We start from the raw sequence: 15,195 nt of genomic DNA on the forward strand, positions 1-15,195 counted from the left end.
CGATCAGACGTCGAGGCTGATGGCGTCGTCGCCTTCGCCGATCGGGTCGCCCACATTGAAGTGCACCTTCGTCACGCGTCCGGCTCGCGGCGCAATGACAGGAATTTCCATCTTCATCGATTCGACCATCAGCAGCGCCTGATCTTCGGAGACGACGTCGCCTTCAGCGACGAGCACCTGACAGACGGTGCCGGTGATTTCAGAACGAACGGCTTGGTGGGGCATTTCGGTTTCCTCCGGGTGGTGTTGATTTGTTTAACGAATGACGAGCAATGGACAACGAGGAGTCGTCGACAACATGGGTGCTTTCATGAAGACATCGGAACATCGGCGCGCGGACGCGCCGGGCAGGACGGACGAGACGGACAAGGCGGACAAGATGGACGCCGCGTGGCAAGCGCAATACGACGTGATCGTGGTGGGTTACGGCGCAGCGGGCGCGGTTGCCGCCATCGAGGCGGCCGACGCGGGCGCGCGCGTGCTGCTGGTCGAGAAAATGGCCGATCCCGGCGGCATCTCGATCCTCTCCGCCGGTGGTGTTCGGGTATCCGACGACGCGCACGCCGCGTTTGCCTATTTGCAACACACATGCGGCGGCCGCACCCCCGACGACGTATTGCGCGCCCTTGCGACCGGCATGACGCAGGTGCCGGACTATCTTCGCGAACTCGCTCGCGTCAACGGCGCTGTCGTACGCGTCGAGGCGGCGGCGGGCAATTACCCGTTCCCCGGGTGCGATGCGCTGGCCTACGCCGACATCGAATCGATCCCCGGGTTCGGCGATCCTGCGGGCTATCTGGCCGCACGCCCGTTCCGCCCCGGCTGCCTGCTCTTCAAGGTTCTGCTCGATAACGTTGAAGCGCGCCGCGCCACCGGGCGCATCGACGTATGGCTGTCCACGAGCGTGGAGCGACTGGTGCAGGGGGCGCAGCGTGATGTGCAGGGCGTCGTGTTGCGCCGCGACGACGTATCGGTGCGCGTACGCGCCCGACGCGCGGTCGTGCTGGCATGTGGCGGATTCGAGGCGGACGAGGAGATGAAGCGGCAGTTCTTCGTCTCGACGCCGGTGTTGCCGGGCAGCTTTCGCGGCAATACGGGAGACGGCATCCGCATGGCGCAAGCGGCGGGCGCCGCGCTGTGGCACATGTGGCACCACCACGGCCCGTATGGCATTCGACATCCCGATCCGTCTTATCCGTTTGGCATCTACGCCAAGATCTTGCCGATGTGGACGCCGGAGCGGGAAACGAAGCCGCTGCCGAAGATGGCGTGGATCATTGTGGATCAACGTGGACGGCGCTACGTCAACGAGTATCCGCCGTACCTCTCTGACACCGGCGTGCGCCAGTTCGACCATTACGACCCCAGCACGTACCGACACGATCGCCTGCCGTCGTTCCTTATCTTCGACGAGGCGGGTCGGCGCATGTACCCGATGGGGCGCTCGATCACGAACGACCGCGAGGCCTGGTACGAGTGGAGTCACGACAATCTGAAGGAGGTGGACAACGGCCTGCTGCAAGTGGCCGATTCGCTCGAAGCGCTGGCGCGCAAGCTTGGCATCGATGCCGAGGAATTCGTGCGCACCGTGAACGAATGGAATGCCGCGTGCGACGCCGGGCGCGACGACGCGTTCGGTCGTCGCGCCGAGACGATGACGCCATTGCGCGAGGGGCCGTTTTACGCCGCCTCGCTGTGGCCGGTCGTCATCAATACGCAGGGCGGGCCCGTGCACGACGCATCGCAACGCGTGCTCGATCCGTTTGGCGATCCGATTTCCGGACTTTACGCGGCAGGCGAGCTCGGCAGCGTGTTCGGTCACATCTACATGGCGGGCGGCAATCTCGCGGAGTGCATTGTCGGCGGGCGAATTGCTGGACGAAACGCTGGACGAAACGCTGGAAGAAACGCAGCGCTCGACGCTCGCCCCGGTAGCGATGCGAAAACGACCGAAGACGATGCCGGCGCAAAGGAGGCTCGTCGCGCGTGACGCGTTTTGCGCGGCGCGCGATGCCGAAACGTCAGGACAAGCCGTATGCCGCATGTGCGAAATTCGATGAATCGGTTAAATGTACAAATAGTGGAATGCGCGTCGCCTTAATTTTCGCAGAAAACGCATGCCGGAGTGCTGTGATTTACTAAGCACTAATCCATATAAAGACTCGCTCCGGCTTGCGTTATAAAGATAACCGACGGTGATTCGAATGAACCGAGAGTTATCCCTGATGAAATTCACACAAAGTAATTTGTTTCAAATATTGACCATCACAACGCGCGTGTCTAGACTGGTTTCCATTACGACGACTGCCGGCACAGACCAGGCAGCGCCACAACCAGGAGACGCAAGCGCATGAGCAATCGCTTCCAGGGAAAGGTGGTTCTAGTCACGGGCGGCGCGCGTGGCATCGGCTACGCGACGGCCGAACGGTTCGCGCAGGAAGGTGCGCGCGTCGCCATCTGCGACATTTCGGCGGACGCTGCGCAAAGCGCAGCGCAGGCGCTGAAGCACGACGGCGGGCATGACGCCGTGGGCTTCGGTTGCGATGTCACGGACGAGGCGCAGGTCGAGGCGTTGGTGACGCAGGTGATCGCCCAACTCGGTGGACTCGATGTGCTCGTGAACAATGCGGGCGTCACGCGCGACAACCTGCTGTTCAAAATGTCGGTCGACGACTGGGACCGCGTGATGAACGTCCATCTTCGCGGCACCTTCCTGTGCACGCGCGCCGCGCAACGACATATGGTCGAGCAACGCAGCGGCAAGATCGTCAATCTCTCTTCCACGTCGGCACTGGGCAATCGCGGGCAGGCGAACTACTCGTCGGCCAAGGCCGGGCTTCAGGCCTTCACGCGCACGGCCGCCATCGAACTCGGCCCCTTCAACATCAATGTCAACGCGGTGGCGCCGGGGTTCGTCGATACCGAAATGACGCGGCAGACCGCGCAGCGGCGCGGCATCGACCCCGAGGAATACAAGCGGCAGCGCGCGAAGAACATTCCGCTGGGGCGCGTGGGCGTGCCGCGAGACATTGCCAATGTCGTGGCGTTCCTTTGCAGCGAAGACGCGTCGTTCGTCTCGGGGCAGATCATCTATGTCAAGGGCGGTCCGGAGACGTTGCGTTAAATCCGATCGGGCCGGGCCGGGACGGACTGGCCCCCGAGTCGACATCGCTTCGTTCACCGCGCTTCATTCACCGCTCTTCTTCGGAGAAATCAATGCACACACGGGCATTGCAAACATGGCCACGCAAGATGGCATGGTTCGGTTCGGGTATCGCGCTGTGCGCAGCCCTTTGGACATCGTCAGTTGCGCTGGCGATCGGGGGGAAACCCGCCGTCGACCGCGATACGGTGGTCTTCGCCATCGGCAAGGACATCAACAATCTCGACGCTCAGGTCGCCGCCACGGGCGATTCACAGCGCTACGGCTGGCAGTTGTTCGACACGCTTTATGCGTTTGACATCGAGGGCAATCTGAAACCGAGCGTGGCCACCGGCGTGAAAATCGCGCCCGACGGGCTTCAGTACACGTTCACGCTGCGCAACGATGTCAAATTCCATAATGGAGCGAAGCTCACGGCCAAGGATGTGAAGTACTCGCTCGAGCGCATTCTCTCGCCCGAGACGAAAAGCACACGACGCCCGTACTTCGCCAATCTCGTCGATCGCGTGGATGCGCCTAACGATACGACCGTCGTATTCCACCTGAAGCGTCAGGACGGGGCGTTTCTCAACAAGATCGCCGGGTACCTGCTGCTCGTGCCGAAAACGTACACCGAAGGGCTGGCCTCACCCGAGGCCTTCGCGCGGGCGCCCGTCGGCTCCGGCCCGTACAAGTTCGTCGAACAGAAGATCGGGCAATCCGTCACGCTGGAGCGTTTCGACGGCTACTGGGGACCCAAACCCGGCATCAGGCACCTCGTCTTCAAGGTCGTTCCGGAGGCGAGCAGCCGCATCAACGCGTTGCTCAACGGCGAGGTCGACGTGATCGACTATGTGCCGAGCGTCGATGTCGCCCGCCTGAAGGCCAACGCGGGCCTTACCGTCAAATCGGTGCCGGTCGGCAGCCCGCTGGCCGTGCGGCTCTATTCCAACGTGCCCGGCACGCCGCTCTCGAAGCGCGACGTGCGGCTTGCGCTGAACTACGCGCTCGACACCAAGGCCATCATCAGTCAGGCACTGCATGGCGTTGGCGCACAGATGTCCTCGTACGTGTCGTCGAGCTACCCCTATGGCGTGGATCGCACGCTCAAGCCGTATCCGTACGATCCGGCGCAGGCGAAGAAGCTCCTGGCACAGGGGGGCTATCCCAACGGTTTCACGACAGATCTGCTGTGCCCGACGGATAACCCCAAGGCGCTTTGCGAAGTGATTGCGGCGTACTGGTCGGCCATCGGGGTGAAGACCAATGTCAAGGTCATCGATTACGCCGCGTGGAGTCGTCTGAACAATACGCACAAGGGCGGCCCGATGACGATGATGCAATTCTCGAACGCCATCTACGACCCGGTACATCCGATCAGCGGGGCAGCGACGAAGGATGGCACGTGGTCCGATTACTTCAACCCGGAAGTCGAGCAGCTGGTCGCACAGGGCGACGCCGCGACCTCGCGCGAGCAACGCGACGAGATCTTCAGGAAGATCGGCCGCCTGCTCCATGACGACGGTCACGCCGTGCTGATCACCGAGCTTTATTACACCTTCGCGGCGGATGTGAAGCTGAACTGGGAGCCGCAGCATGGCAGCGGGTATTACAACCTGCGCAGCCTGAGCTGGAAGTAGGCCGTCAACGCAGACCGCCTCGCAAACCGAAAAGTACGCGAACCGATGAATCCCATCATGAACAGAGACGACGATAGCGCACGGGCCACCGCACGCCCGAGCGCTGCGGCGGCGGCCGTCCGGGCGAACGCTATCGACTGGACGCACGAGACCTTCGCAAGCGCGCTCACGTGGATCGCCAATGCCCACGGCGAACGCGAAGCCGTGGTCCATGGCGAGATGCGCCTGACCTTTGCGGAACTCGCGCTGCGCATCCGCAGCTTTGCGCGCGGGCTGATGTCGTTGGGCGTCGGCCCCGGCGAGAATGTCGCGCTATGGATGGCCGACAACACCGAGTGGCTCATCGCTCGCTGGGCGGTGCCGCTCATCGGCGCGGTGCTCGTGCCCGTGAACACGCGCTTTCGCGACAGCGATGTCGCGTATGTTCTTGGACAGTCGGAAGCGACCACGCTGATCGTGCAGGAGCGCGGGGGCGGGGCGTCCGAGCGCGGGGTGCGCTACTTCGACATCCTCGCGCAGCTCGATCCCGAGTGGACCACGCAGCGGCGCGGCGCCTGGCGCTGCGAGCGGATGCCGGCATTGCGCCGCGTCATCGGGTTGCCGACCGAGCGCACGCTGCCGGGCGGCATGGAGAATTTCCACGCCATCGAGGCCCACGGGAAGTCGTGCCTCAACGACGGCGCACTGGAGCGCCGCTTCGCCCAGGTGAAGCCGGACGATGTCGCACAGATCCTCTACACATCCGGCACGACGTCGTTCCCGAAAGGGGCGATGGTGCGACACGGCGCGCTCCTCGCGAACAACCAGTACGCCGCGCAGTGCCTGCGGCTGAGCGCAGACGATCGCTATCTCTCGTGCGTGCCGCTTTTTACCGCCACCGGCACGTTCTATACGCTCGCCATGGCGCTCTCCGGCGCCGCGATGATTATCGCGGACCAATTCTCGCCGAAGGGTTTCTGCGAGCTCGTGGAGCGCGAGCGCATCACCGTGAGTTTCTTCGTCGATACCATCGTGCAGGATCTCAAGGCGTTCCCCGATATCGGCAAATACGACCTCTCCAGCCTGCGCACAGGCACGGGAGCGCCGTTGCCCACGGCATCGTTCGAGTGGGTGAGCCGCACCCTGAACGTGCCTGAGCTCGTGAGCGCATATGGCATGTCCGAGACGTCCAACGCCGTGGTGCGCACCCGCTGGGACGACCCGTACGAAAAGCGCTCACGTACCAACGGACGGCCCGTACGTGGCGTGAGAATCCGCATTACGGATATCGAGACGGGCAAGGTGCTGCCTGCCGGGTCCGTTGGACAGATCTGCGTTTCCGGCTATGTGGTCATGAAAGGCTACTACCGCATGCCCGACGAGGATCGCAAGGCCATCGACGCCGACGGGTGGCTGCTCACAGGCGATCTGGGGGAGCTCGATAACGACGGCTATCTCACATACCGCGGTCGGGTCAAGGAGATGATCAAGCCAGGCGGTTTTAACGTCGCCACGCAGGAGATCGAAGTCTTTCTCAAAACGTACCCCGGTGTGCGTCAGGCGGTGGTGGTCGGCGTGCCCGATGCGCGGCTGGGCGAGGTCGGCTTCGCCTACATCGAGCGGCAGGCGGGGGCCGACATCTCGCCGTTCGAGCTGCAGCAGTATTGCCGTGAGCACATTGCAAGCTACAAGGTGCCGCGCTACGTCGAGTTCATCGATGCGTGGCCCCTGACAGGCAGTCAGAAGATCCGCAAGCTGGAACTGCGCGATCGCGCGGCGCAAAAGCTGAGTGCGGGCGCGGACACGCCGCCGCTTGACACGACCGACACCGGAGCGCGCGCATGATCCGCTATCTGACACGCCGCGTGGCGCAATCTCTGATCACGGTGCTGCTCGTCACGCTCGTGATTTTCCTGATCGTGCGCCTCATCGGCGACCCCACGCACCTGATGCTGCCTCCGGAAGCCACGGAAGCCGACCGCGCACTGCTGCGTCATCAGATGGGATTGGATCGCCCCGTCGCAGTGCAGTACGGCAGCTACCTTCTGCATCTGCTTCAGGGCCAGCTCGGCATGTCGTACCGGTTCTCGCGACCGGCGCTGGACGTGGTGCTGGGCGCGCTGGGGCCAACGCTGCTGCTCACGACATCGGCGCTCGGCCTCGGCATTCTCGTGGGGGTGCCGCTCGGCGCGATCGCTGCGGTGCGTCGTGGCGGCGCCGTCGACCAATGCGCCAAGCTGTTTGCAGTCCTTGGGCAGGCGGCGCCGCCGTTCCTGTTCAGTCTGCTGTTCATCCGTCTGTTCTCGATCCAGTTGTCCTGGTTTCCCACCAACGGGTACGGCACGTTCTGGCATCTGGTGATGCCGGCGGTGGCGCTGGGCTGGTATTCCGCTGCCGGGATCATGCGGCTCACGCGTTCGAGCATGTCGGAAGTGCTGGATACGGAATACATCAAATTCGCGCGCATCAAGGGTGTGCCCGAGCGCACGATCATCTTTCGGCACGCCCTGCGCAATGCGCTGTTACCCATGATCACGTTTACCGCGTTGCAGTTCGGCATTCTGATGGGCGGCGCGGTCTCCGTCGAGTTCATCTTTTCGTGGCCGGGCATCGGCCGCCTGATTCTGGATTCGATTTCCAATCTCGACTACACGGTCGTGCAGGCAGCGGTCACCGTCGGTGCGCTGATCTTCACCTTGCTGAACCTGGCAGTAGACGTGCTCTACGCCTATGTCGATCCAAGGATTCGTTATGCATGAAGTCACTCCCCATGACCTGCAGCAGCGGCCCGCCGAGCTAAGCGTGCCGGTGCCGCAGGCACGCGCGCGCCGACGGCGATGGCGCGACGCGCAACTGTGGGCCTGCCTGACGCTGGCCGTGGCCCTCGTGGTCGTCGCCCTGGCGCCACAGTGGTTCGCCCCGTACGACCCGAACGCGATTTCGCTGAGCGACATCCTCAAACCGCCTTCGACCGCCCACTGGTTCGGCACGGATCAGTTGGGGCGCGACCTGCTGTCGCGCGTGGTGTGGGGCTCGCAGATCTCGCTCTATGTCGCGTTCTGCGCAGTGCTGATTGCCGGCATTTTCGGCAGCCTGTTCGGCATCGCGGCCGGCTATCTGGGGGGCTGGGCCGACGCCGTCGCCATGCGCGTTGCCGACATTCAGCTCGCGCTGCCGGCGGTGATTCTTGCGCTGGTGCTCGTCGGCGCGATTGGCTTTAGCGTCTTCAATCTCGTGATTGTGCTGAGTCTGGCGAACTGGGCGCGCTTCGCACGCGTGACGCGCGCCGAGGCTTTGTCGCTGCGCTCGCGCGACTTCGTACTGCTCGCCAGACTCGCCGGTGCATCGCGCGCTCGGGTGATGTTCGCGCACATCGTGCCGAACGTGGTCAACACATTCATCGTGCTCGCCACGCTCGATATCGGCACGATCATCATTCTCGAAGCGACGCTGTCGTTCCTCGGCCTTGGCGTTCAACCGCCCACCCCGTCGTGGGGCGCAATGATTGCCGATGGCCGGGGTTACCTCGAGACCGCGTGGTGGATCTGCGGCATTCCCGGCATGGTGCTGATGGTCACGGTGCTGCTGGCCAACCAGCTTGGCGACGCGCTGCGCGATCGGCTAAGCCCGACGATGTCGAGGGTGTGGTAATGACGGCACTCCTCGAAGCGAAGCACCTCACGACGATGCTGCGCGGCAAGCACGGCGTGGTCACCGCCGTGGACAACGTGAGCTTGCGAGTCGAAGCAGGGCGGTCGCTCGCCCTCGTGGGCGAGTCGGGATCAGGCAAGAGCATGACGTGCAACTCGCTGCTCGGGCTCTTGCCGTCGAACGGCAAAGTGGTGCAAGGCGAAGTGCACTTCAAGGGCCGGGATCTGACCCAACTGTCGGCAGCGGACATGGCAAAGGTTCGCGGTCGCGAGATCGGCATGATCCTGCAAGACGCCATGACTTCGCTCAACCCGCTGCTCACCATTGGCGATCAGGTCGGAGAGATCTTCCGTGTGCATCGGGGCATTCGCGACAAGGCCGAGTTGCGCCGCCTTTGCGTGGAGGCGCTTGAGCGCGTGAAGATTCCAGCCGCGCAGGAACGCCTGAATAGCTACCCGTTCCAGTTCAGCGGCGGCATGCGCCAGCGCGTCTCGATCGCCATCAACATCGCGCTCTCGCCCGATCTGCTCATTTGCGACGAGCCGACGACGGCGCTCGACGTCACCGTGCAGTTGCAGATCCTCAAACTGCTGCGAGAGCTTCAGCAGCAACGCAACATGGCGCTGATTTTCGTGACGCACGATCTGCACCTTGCGTCGCAGTTCTGCGACGACGTGGCGATCATGTACGGCGGTCGCATCGTGGAGTCGGGACCGATTGCCGACGTGTTTGCGCGTCCGGCGCACCCGTACACCGCAGGTCTGCTGCGCGCCGTGCCGTCGCTGGGCCGTTACGAACAGCGTCTCGAAGCGATTCCCGGACAGCAGCCCGGCCTCACCGAGTGGCCGCAGGGCTGCCGATTCGCGCCACGCTGCGCGCACGCCACGCAGCAGTGTCGCGACCAGTACCCGGACTGGTTCGAATGGCAGGGTGCGGCGCGCCGCAGCGCGTGCTGGCAGGCGATGACCTTGTGGCGCAGTGCGGGTCAAGGCGCGCAAGGCAGGCAAGGTGGGGTGGAGGCCGACAGCCAGGCCGAGACGGTCATGGACCATGCAACGCGGCTGCGCAGGGAGGTGGCGTGATGCCTCAACCCTACCTTAGCGTGCGCAACCTGAGAAAGACCTACGACGTGCGTCGCGGGTTGCTTGGACGCGCTCGCCCCCTTCATGCCGTGGCCGGCGTGACGTTCGAGGTCGAACCGGGCGAGACCTTCGGTCTCGTCGGGGAGTCCGGATCCGGCAAGAGCACCATCGCCAAGATGCTGATGCTGGCCGAACCGGCGACGAGCGGCGAAGTGAAAGTGGACGGACAGGATGTCGGGCAGTTGAGCGCTCCGGCTCGCGCGCACTTTCACCGCATGCTGCAGCCGGTGCTGCAAGACCCATATAGCGCGCTCAATCCCCGCATGCGCATCGGTCGGATCATCGACGAACCGTTACGCATTCATCGCACGCTTGGCGACCCACAGCGGTTGCAGCGCGTCGAGGAACTCCTGCAACTCGTCGGCCTGCCAGCGGGCGCCGCGCGCAAGTTCCCCCATGAGTTGTCGGGCGGCCAGCGTCAGCGCGTGGCCATCGCGCGAGCGCTTAGCCTGAGCCCTCGCTGCATGATTCTCGATGAACCGGTGTCCGCGCTCGATGTGTCCATTCAGGCGCAGATTCTGAATCTGCTCAAGGACTTGCAGGGCACGCTCGATCTCACCTATCTGCTGATTTCGCACGATCTGGCGGTGGTCGCTTACATGAGCCAGCGCATCGGCGTGTTGTATCTCGGCGAGTTCATGGAAGTGGCCGACACCGCCACGCTCATGCGCGGCGCACGCCACCCGTACACACAGGCGTTGATTGCGTCCGTCGATGCCCGAGGCGCGACCGACGCACGGGACGCCCAGGCGGTGGCCGGCGAAATCCCGTCGCCGATGAATCCCCCCTCGGGATGCCCGTTTCATCCCCGTTGCCCACACGCGGCGGCGCGGTGTCGTGAGGAAAAGCCGGTTGCGCGGGAAATTGCCCCGCGCCACTGGGTGACATGTCATTTCGCGGAGACGATTCCCGTCGCGACAGCGAACACCGCTGCGCGCGCCATCGGCCCGAAAGCGATAGAAACCGCCAAGACCTCCGCTCCGGAGGCTCAGGCGGTCCCCTTTCAGGAGGCAACATGAATTTTGCGGAAACCCCTTCGTTGTCCAGGCAGGGCAACCCCGATGTGCTCGCAGCGCTGGAGTCGGTGGTGCAAAGCCGTTTCCCGGCTCGCGAGCGTGAATACCACGACGCGGCCGCCATGCCGTTCGAGAACCTGCAGGACCTGTTCGAGCTGGGACTGCTGACCGCGACCGTACGTAAGGAACATGGCGGTCTGGGCAGCAACGTGATGTCCGCCGATCCGGCAACGTTCCTGCAGGCGATGCGGCGCGTCGCACGCGTCTCGCCCGGCACGGCGCACTGCATGCAGGTGCAGAACCACGTGGCCTGGGCGCTCGACGAACTGGGCACCGACGCGCAGCGCGAGCGCTTCGTCAAGCCGATGACGCAGAAGATGAGCGTGTCGTCATTCGTCGGCAGCGAGGCGGGGCGCAAGCATATGTACGTGCTCAAGACCACCGCCAAAAAGGTGGACGGTGGCTACATCGTCAACGGCAACAAGAATTACGCGACGAACGGCTATGAAAACGGCGTGGCCATCGTGTTCGCGACCATCGAAGGCGAGACCGAGTATTTCAAGTCGCATTTGATGGTCATCGTCGAGCCGGGCATGGAAGGGCTCAGTATCAATCACGACTGGTACCGTCCGACCGGCATGCGCGTGTGCCCGAGCCCGGAGATCTATCTCAATGACGTCTTCATCGACGAATTGCATGTCCTCGGCGAGCCGGGGGTGTACCCGCGCGGGCGCTGGCAGGGACGCTTCCATCTGGGGTTCACTGCGAACTATCTCGGCATGATCGAAGGGGCGTACGAGTGGGTGCGGCAAAGCCTGATCGAGCGCGGCCGGGGCAAGGATCCGTTCGTGCAATTGCGCATGGGCGAGGCGAAGACGCAATTGCATGGGGCGCAGGTCGTCTTCGAGAACGCCATCGATGCGTGGCGCGCCGGTGACGTGCAACGTGCGGAGCTGATCTCCATGCAGGCAAAGTCGATCTGCGCACATGCTGCGCTGGAGATGTCGCACACGCTGATCATGCTGGCCGGCTCGACGGCACTGTTCGACGAGTTTCCGCTGGCACGCCTGATCCGCGACCTGAACACGCACATCCTGCACGTGGGGCACGACAAGACGGCGCAGATCGTGGGGGCCGCCGAGCTTGGCGAATCCTTCGATTCGACGTTGCAGCGCTGAGCGCCGCACGTTCACGACGAGCTCGCCGGGCTCGCCCACGTCAACCAAGTCTTCGAGAGTTTCCATGGATTTTCAGCTCACCGAATCGCAGCGCGAATTGATCGACGCGACGGAAAAATTGTGTCGCCAGTTGCAGCCGCTGGCGAAGGAGGCCCACGAGGCCGAAACGAAGGGCGACTTCGCACCGTTGCAACGACTGCGAAAGCAAATGGCCGAGGCCGGTCTGCTCGCCCTGAACATGCCGCAGGAATATGGCGGCGTCGGTCTGCCACTGCTGGAGACGCTGCTGTTGATTCAGACCATTCAGCGGGTCGATTCCACGCTGGGCGGTCTGGCGCACCGCACGTCCACCGGCGCGATCGGCGCCGTGCTCGAACTCGGCACCGAGGCGCAGAAGTCGCGCTTCGTGGGCGGCGTGGCGCGCGGCGAGATCGGCGTGTCGATCGGCATTACCGAACCCGATGCCGGGTCGGCCGCCACGGCGATGAAAACGCGCGCTCGCATCGAGGGCGACGACGTCGTCATCAACGGGCAGAAGATCTTCATCAGCGCAGCCAAGGGGCATCACTACACCATGCTGTATTGCCGTTTCGGCAACACGGGCCGGGCGAGTGACATCGGCGCGATCATGGTGCCGCACGACGCGCCGGGCTTCACGTGCAGCGGCGGTACGCTCAACATGGCCGGCGAGCGGCAGTACGAGCTGTACTTCGACGACTGCCGGGTGCCCAAGGCCAACATCCTTGCCGAGAGCCGGGCGTTTGCGAAGCTCATCAGCGTATACAACGTGGAGCGGCTGGGCAGCATCTCGCGCATGCTGGGTTCGGCCCAGGCCGCGTTCGAGTTTGCGTTGCAGTACGTGCAGGAGCGCAAGCAGTTCGGGCGGGAGCTTGCGGACTTTCAGGGGCTTCAATGGATGCTGGCCGACATGAAGGTCAAGCTCGAAGCCGCGCAGATGCTGACTTACCGGGCGGCGTCGAACACCGCGAGCGGGTTGCCGTCACCGCTGGAAACGTCGGTTGCCAAGGTCTACGTCGCACAGGCTGCGAAAGAGATCTGCGACGACGCCATTCAATTGCTCGGCGGCTATGGCTACATGGCCGAGTACCCGGTCGAAGGTCTGTATCGCGAGGTGCGCGGCGGATCGATCTACGGCGGCACGCTGCAAATCCACAAGAACATGATCGCGGGCCACCTGCTCGGACGGAAGAACAGCCAGTGGGCGCCCAAGGCCGGGGAGTCGGGCGAATGAAGGCGTCTGCACTGGCCGACCGGGATCCGGTCATCGTCGATGTCGTGCGTACCCCGGTGGGGCGTCGCAATGGGGCGCTCAGGGAGTGGCATGCCGCCGCGCTGCTCGCACAGGTGCTGAGCGCAGTCCTCACGCGCAACGGTTTGCCCGGAAGCGATGTCGACGACGTGGTCGCCGGGTGCGCCACGCAAGTGGGCGAGCAGGCGGGCAACATTGCGCGCACTGCGCTGCTCATGGCGGACCTCCCGTTCACCGTGCCGGGCACGACCGTGCAGCGCGCCTGCGGCTCGTCGCAGCAGGCGATCCACTTCGCCGACAACCTGATTCGCAGCGGGACGTGCGACGTGGTGATCGCCGGGGGCGTGGAGCTGATGTCGACAACCCAGGGTGGCAACGACGATACGCGTTACGGACGGCGCTATCCCGAATCGCTGGTCGAGCGCTTTTCGATGCCGTCCATGGGCATTGCCGCCGAGCGCATCGCTGCGCATTGGAAGCTAGAACGCCCCTATCTGGACGAGTTGGCCCTGCGTAGTCATGTATTGAGCGCGCAGGCGCAGGATTCAGGCCGTCTCGCGCGTCAGATGATCCCGGTCACCGGCGTTGACGGACAGGTCGTGGCGCGTGACGAAGGCGTACGTCGTGACACGTCGCTCGAGAAGCTCGCCACGCTGAAGCCCTCGTTCCGGGAGGACGGTCGGGTAACGGCAGGCAATGCAAGTCAAGTCTCGGATGGCGCCGCGGCCGTATTGCTCATGACGGCGGCGAAGGCGCGCGAGTATGGGCTGCGCGCGCGCGCCGTACTACGTGCCCAATATGTGGTCGGCGTCGATCCCGCCATGATGCTGACCGGCCCGATTCCGGCGACGCAGCAAATCCTCGCGCGCAGTGGACTGGCGCTCGAAGACATCGATCTCTTCGAAATCAACGAGGCCTTCGCGTCGGTGCTCGGCGCATGGCTCGCCGAGATGAAACCCGATCTTTCGCGCGTGAACGTGAACGGTGGCTCCATCGCGGTCGGTCACCCGCTCGGATCGACAGGCGCTCGCCTGATGGCGGGACTCGTGGACGAGTTGGAACTGCGTGGCGGTCTGTACGGATTGCAGTCGATGTGCTGCGGTGGTGGGCTCGGCACGGCGACGATCGTCGAACGGGTTGAATGAAGGGATTCGTAGCGAGGCTTGCCGTCGCGCAACGGCAACCGTCGACGAACAAGCATTGAAGGATTGAAGGAAGAGGGCAACGATGACGGAAATCGATCATTCGCTGATTGGCACGAGCGCGCCCCCGTTTGTGGTGGAAGTGGAGCGCGGCGCGATTCGCAAGTTCGCCGATGCGATCGGCGACGATAACCCGCTCTATCGCGACGATGCCTTTGCGCGAGCCCAAGGGTATGAGGGGATCATTGCGCCGCCAACGTTCCCGACCTGCTTTCGCGCGCCGAACGATCTGCCGTGGATCGCAACCCTGGACCGGCGTCGGATCGTCGCGGGCGAAATGGGGTTTCACTACCATCGTCCCATCATCGCGGGCATGCGGTTCGAATGTCAGTGGCAACTCGTCGGCATCGACGAGAAGACGGGAACGCGGGGCGCGATGTCGTTGCTGCGCCAGGTGATGTCGGGTTTTCTCATCAGCGCGGACGGCGTCGCGCGGGACTGCGTGTTCAGCGTGCGCCGGACCACCGTTTATCGGTCCGCGCAGCAAGTCGCATCGGGGAGTTTGGCATGAGCAGTACGCATCTGTCACAGGCGCGGGTAGGCGACACCTTCACGCTTTCGATGCCTGCGGTAACGACGACGCAGCTCGTGCGTTACGCAGGCGCATCGGACGACTACAACCGCATCCATTACGACCAGCATTACGCCCAGGAGGCGGGACTGGGCGGCGTGATTGCGCACGGCATGCTCACGATGGCGTTCATGGGGCGTGCGGTGTCGGACTGGGCTGGACCGGCCGCCGCGATCGTCGACATCGAGGCGCGCTTCAATGCGCCTGTTCGACCGGGCGACGTTGTCCGGGTCGTCGGCACGGTGGCGGATTGCGCGCCGGGCAGCGATGGACGTCGGCGTCTGCGCTGCGAGATCGTGGCGCAGGTGGGCGACAAGACCGTCGCGAGCGGCGCAGCGGTCGTGGCCGCGCCACAAACGCGCTGACGACAACGCGCTAACGGCAACGCGATGCAGTCGCGCAAA

Annotated in this window: 14 protein-coding genes; 13 read left to right on the forward strand and 1 reads right to left on the reverse strand. The window is 64.0% G+C overall.

Features of this window, described 5'->3' with window-relative positions; translation table 11 throughout:
* Window positions 1-3 precede the first annotated feature (3 nt).
* Entirely contained in the window at window positions 4-225 is a 222-nt protein-coding gene (locus PCA31118_RS04335) for an acyl-CoA carboxylase biotin carboxyl carrier protein subunit (RefSeq protein WP_150623239.1), read from the reverse strand.
* A gap of 73 nt (window positions 226-298) precedes the next feature.
* Here PCA31118_RS04335 and PCA31118_RS04340 point away from each other — a divergent pair, with 73 nt between their 5' ends.
* The 13 genes from PCA31118_RS04340 (at window position 299) to PCA31118_RS04400 (ending at window position 15,156) form a co-directional block, all read left to right on the forward strand.
* Window positions 299-1,990, forward strand: a complete 1,692-nt coding sequence (locus PCA31118_RS04340) for an FAD-dependent oxidoreductase (RefSeq protein ID WP_246190046.1) — start codon at window positions 299-301, stop codon at window positions 1,988-1,990.
* 360 nt (window positions 1,991-2,350) lie between these two features.
* The gene (locus PCA31118_RS04345; protein WP_150623241.1) at window positions 2,351-3,124 is read left to right on the forward strand and encodes an SDR family NAD(P)-dependent oxidoreductase; all 774 of its coding nucleotides are present in this window, start codon (window positions 2,351-2,353) and stop codon (window positions 3,122-3,124) included.
* A gap of 92 nt (window positions 3,125-3,216) precedes the next feature.
* Complete coding sequence (locus PCA31118_RS04350; RefSeq protein ID WP_246190047.1) at window positions 3,217-4,782, forward strand: ABC transporter substrate-binding protein; 1,566 nt, start codon at window positions 3,217-3,219, stop codon at window positions 4,780-4,782.
* Window positions 4,783-4,839: 57 nt separating this feature from the next.
* Window positions 4,840-6,606: an AMP-binding protein gene (locus tag PCA31118_RS04355; RefSeq protein WP_174990321.1), complete on the forward strand. Its 1,767-nt coding sequence runs from the start codon at window positions 4,840-4,842 to the stop codon at window positions 6,604-6,606.
* The gene (locus PCA31118_RS04360; protein ID WP_150623245.1) at window positions 6,603-7,520 is read left to right on the forward strand and encodes an ABC transporter permease; all 918 of its coding nucleotides are present in this window, start codon (window positions 6,603-6,605) and stop codon (window positions 7,518-7,520) included. The genes PCA31118_RS04355 and PCA31118_RS04360 overlap by 4 nt, the downstream gene beginning before the upstream one ends.
* Complete coding sequence (locus PCA31118_RS04365) at window positions 7,513-8,412, forward strand: ABC transporter permease (protein WP_150623247.1); 900 nt, start codon at window positions 7,513-7,515, stop codon at window positions 8,410-8,412. The genes PCA31118_RS04360 and PCA31118_RS04365 overlap by 8 nt, the downstream gene beginning before the upstream one ends.
* On the forward strand, window positions 8,412-9,494 hold the full coding sequence (locus PCA31118_RS04370) for an ABC transporter ATP-binding protein (protein ID WP_150623249.1): 1,083 nt from the start codon (window positions 8,412-8,414) through the stop codon (window positions 9,492-9,494). The genes PCA31118_RS04365 and PCA31118_RS04370 overlap by 1 nt, the downstream gene beginning before the upstream one ends.
* A complete protein-coding gene (locus PCA31118_RS04375; RefSeq protein WP_150623251.1) occupies window positions 9,494-10,573 on the forward strand; it encodes an ABC transporter ATP-binding protein in 1,080 nt (359 codons plus the stop codon). Before PCA31118_RS04370 ends, PCA31118_RS04375 begins: the two co-directional genes overlap by 1 nt.
* A complete protein-coding gene (locus tag PCA31118_RS04380) occupies window positions 10,570-11,748 on the forward strand; it encodes an acyl-CoA dehydrogenase family protein (RefSeq protein ID WP_174990322.1) in 1,179 nt (392 codons plus the stop codon). Before PCA31118_RS04375 ends, PCA31118_RS04380 begins: the two co-directional genes overlap by 4 nt.
* 64 nt (window positions 11,749-11,812) lie before the next feature.
* On the forward strand, window positions 11,813-13,000 hold the full coding sequence (locus PCA31118_RS04385; RefSeq protein ID WP_150623254.1) for an acyl-CoA dehydrogenase family protein: 1,188 nt from the start codon (window positions 11,813-11,815) through the stop codon (window positions 12,998-13,000).
* On the forward strand, window positions 12,997-14,163 hold the full coding sequence (locus PCA31118_RS04390) for a thiolase family protein (protein ID WP_150623257.1): 1,167 nt from the start codon (window positions 12,997-12,999) through the stop codon (window positions 14,161-14,163). Before PCA31118_RS04385 ends, PCA31118_RS04390 begins: the two co-directional genes overlap by 4 nt.
* Window positions 14,164-14,245: 82 nt before the next feature.
* Window positions 14,246-14,731, forward strand: a complete 486-nt coding sequence (locus tag PCA31118_RS04395) for an FAS1-like dehydratase domain-containing protein (protein WP_150623259.1) — start codon at window positions 14,246-14,248, stop codon at window positions 14,729-14,731.
* Window positions 14,728-15,156: a MaoC/PaaZ C-terminal domain-containing protein gene (locus tag PCA31118_RS04400; protein ID WP_150623261.1), complete on the forward strand. Its 429-nt coding sequence runs from the start codon at window positions 14,728-14,730 to the stop codon at window positions 15,154-15,156. The genes PCA31118_RS04395 and PCA31118_RS04400 overlap by 4 nt, the downstream gene beginning before the upstream one ends.
* Window positions 15,157-15,195: the final 39 nt, after the last annotated feature.

This window comes from Pandoraea captiosa, assembly GCF_902459775.1.
GTDB lineage: Bacteria > Pseudomonadota > Gammaproteobacteria > Burkholderiales > Burkholderiaceae > Pandoraea > Pandoraea captiosa.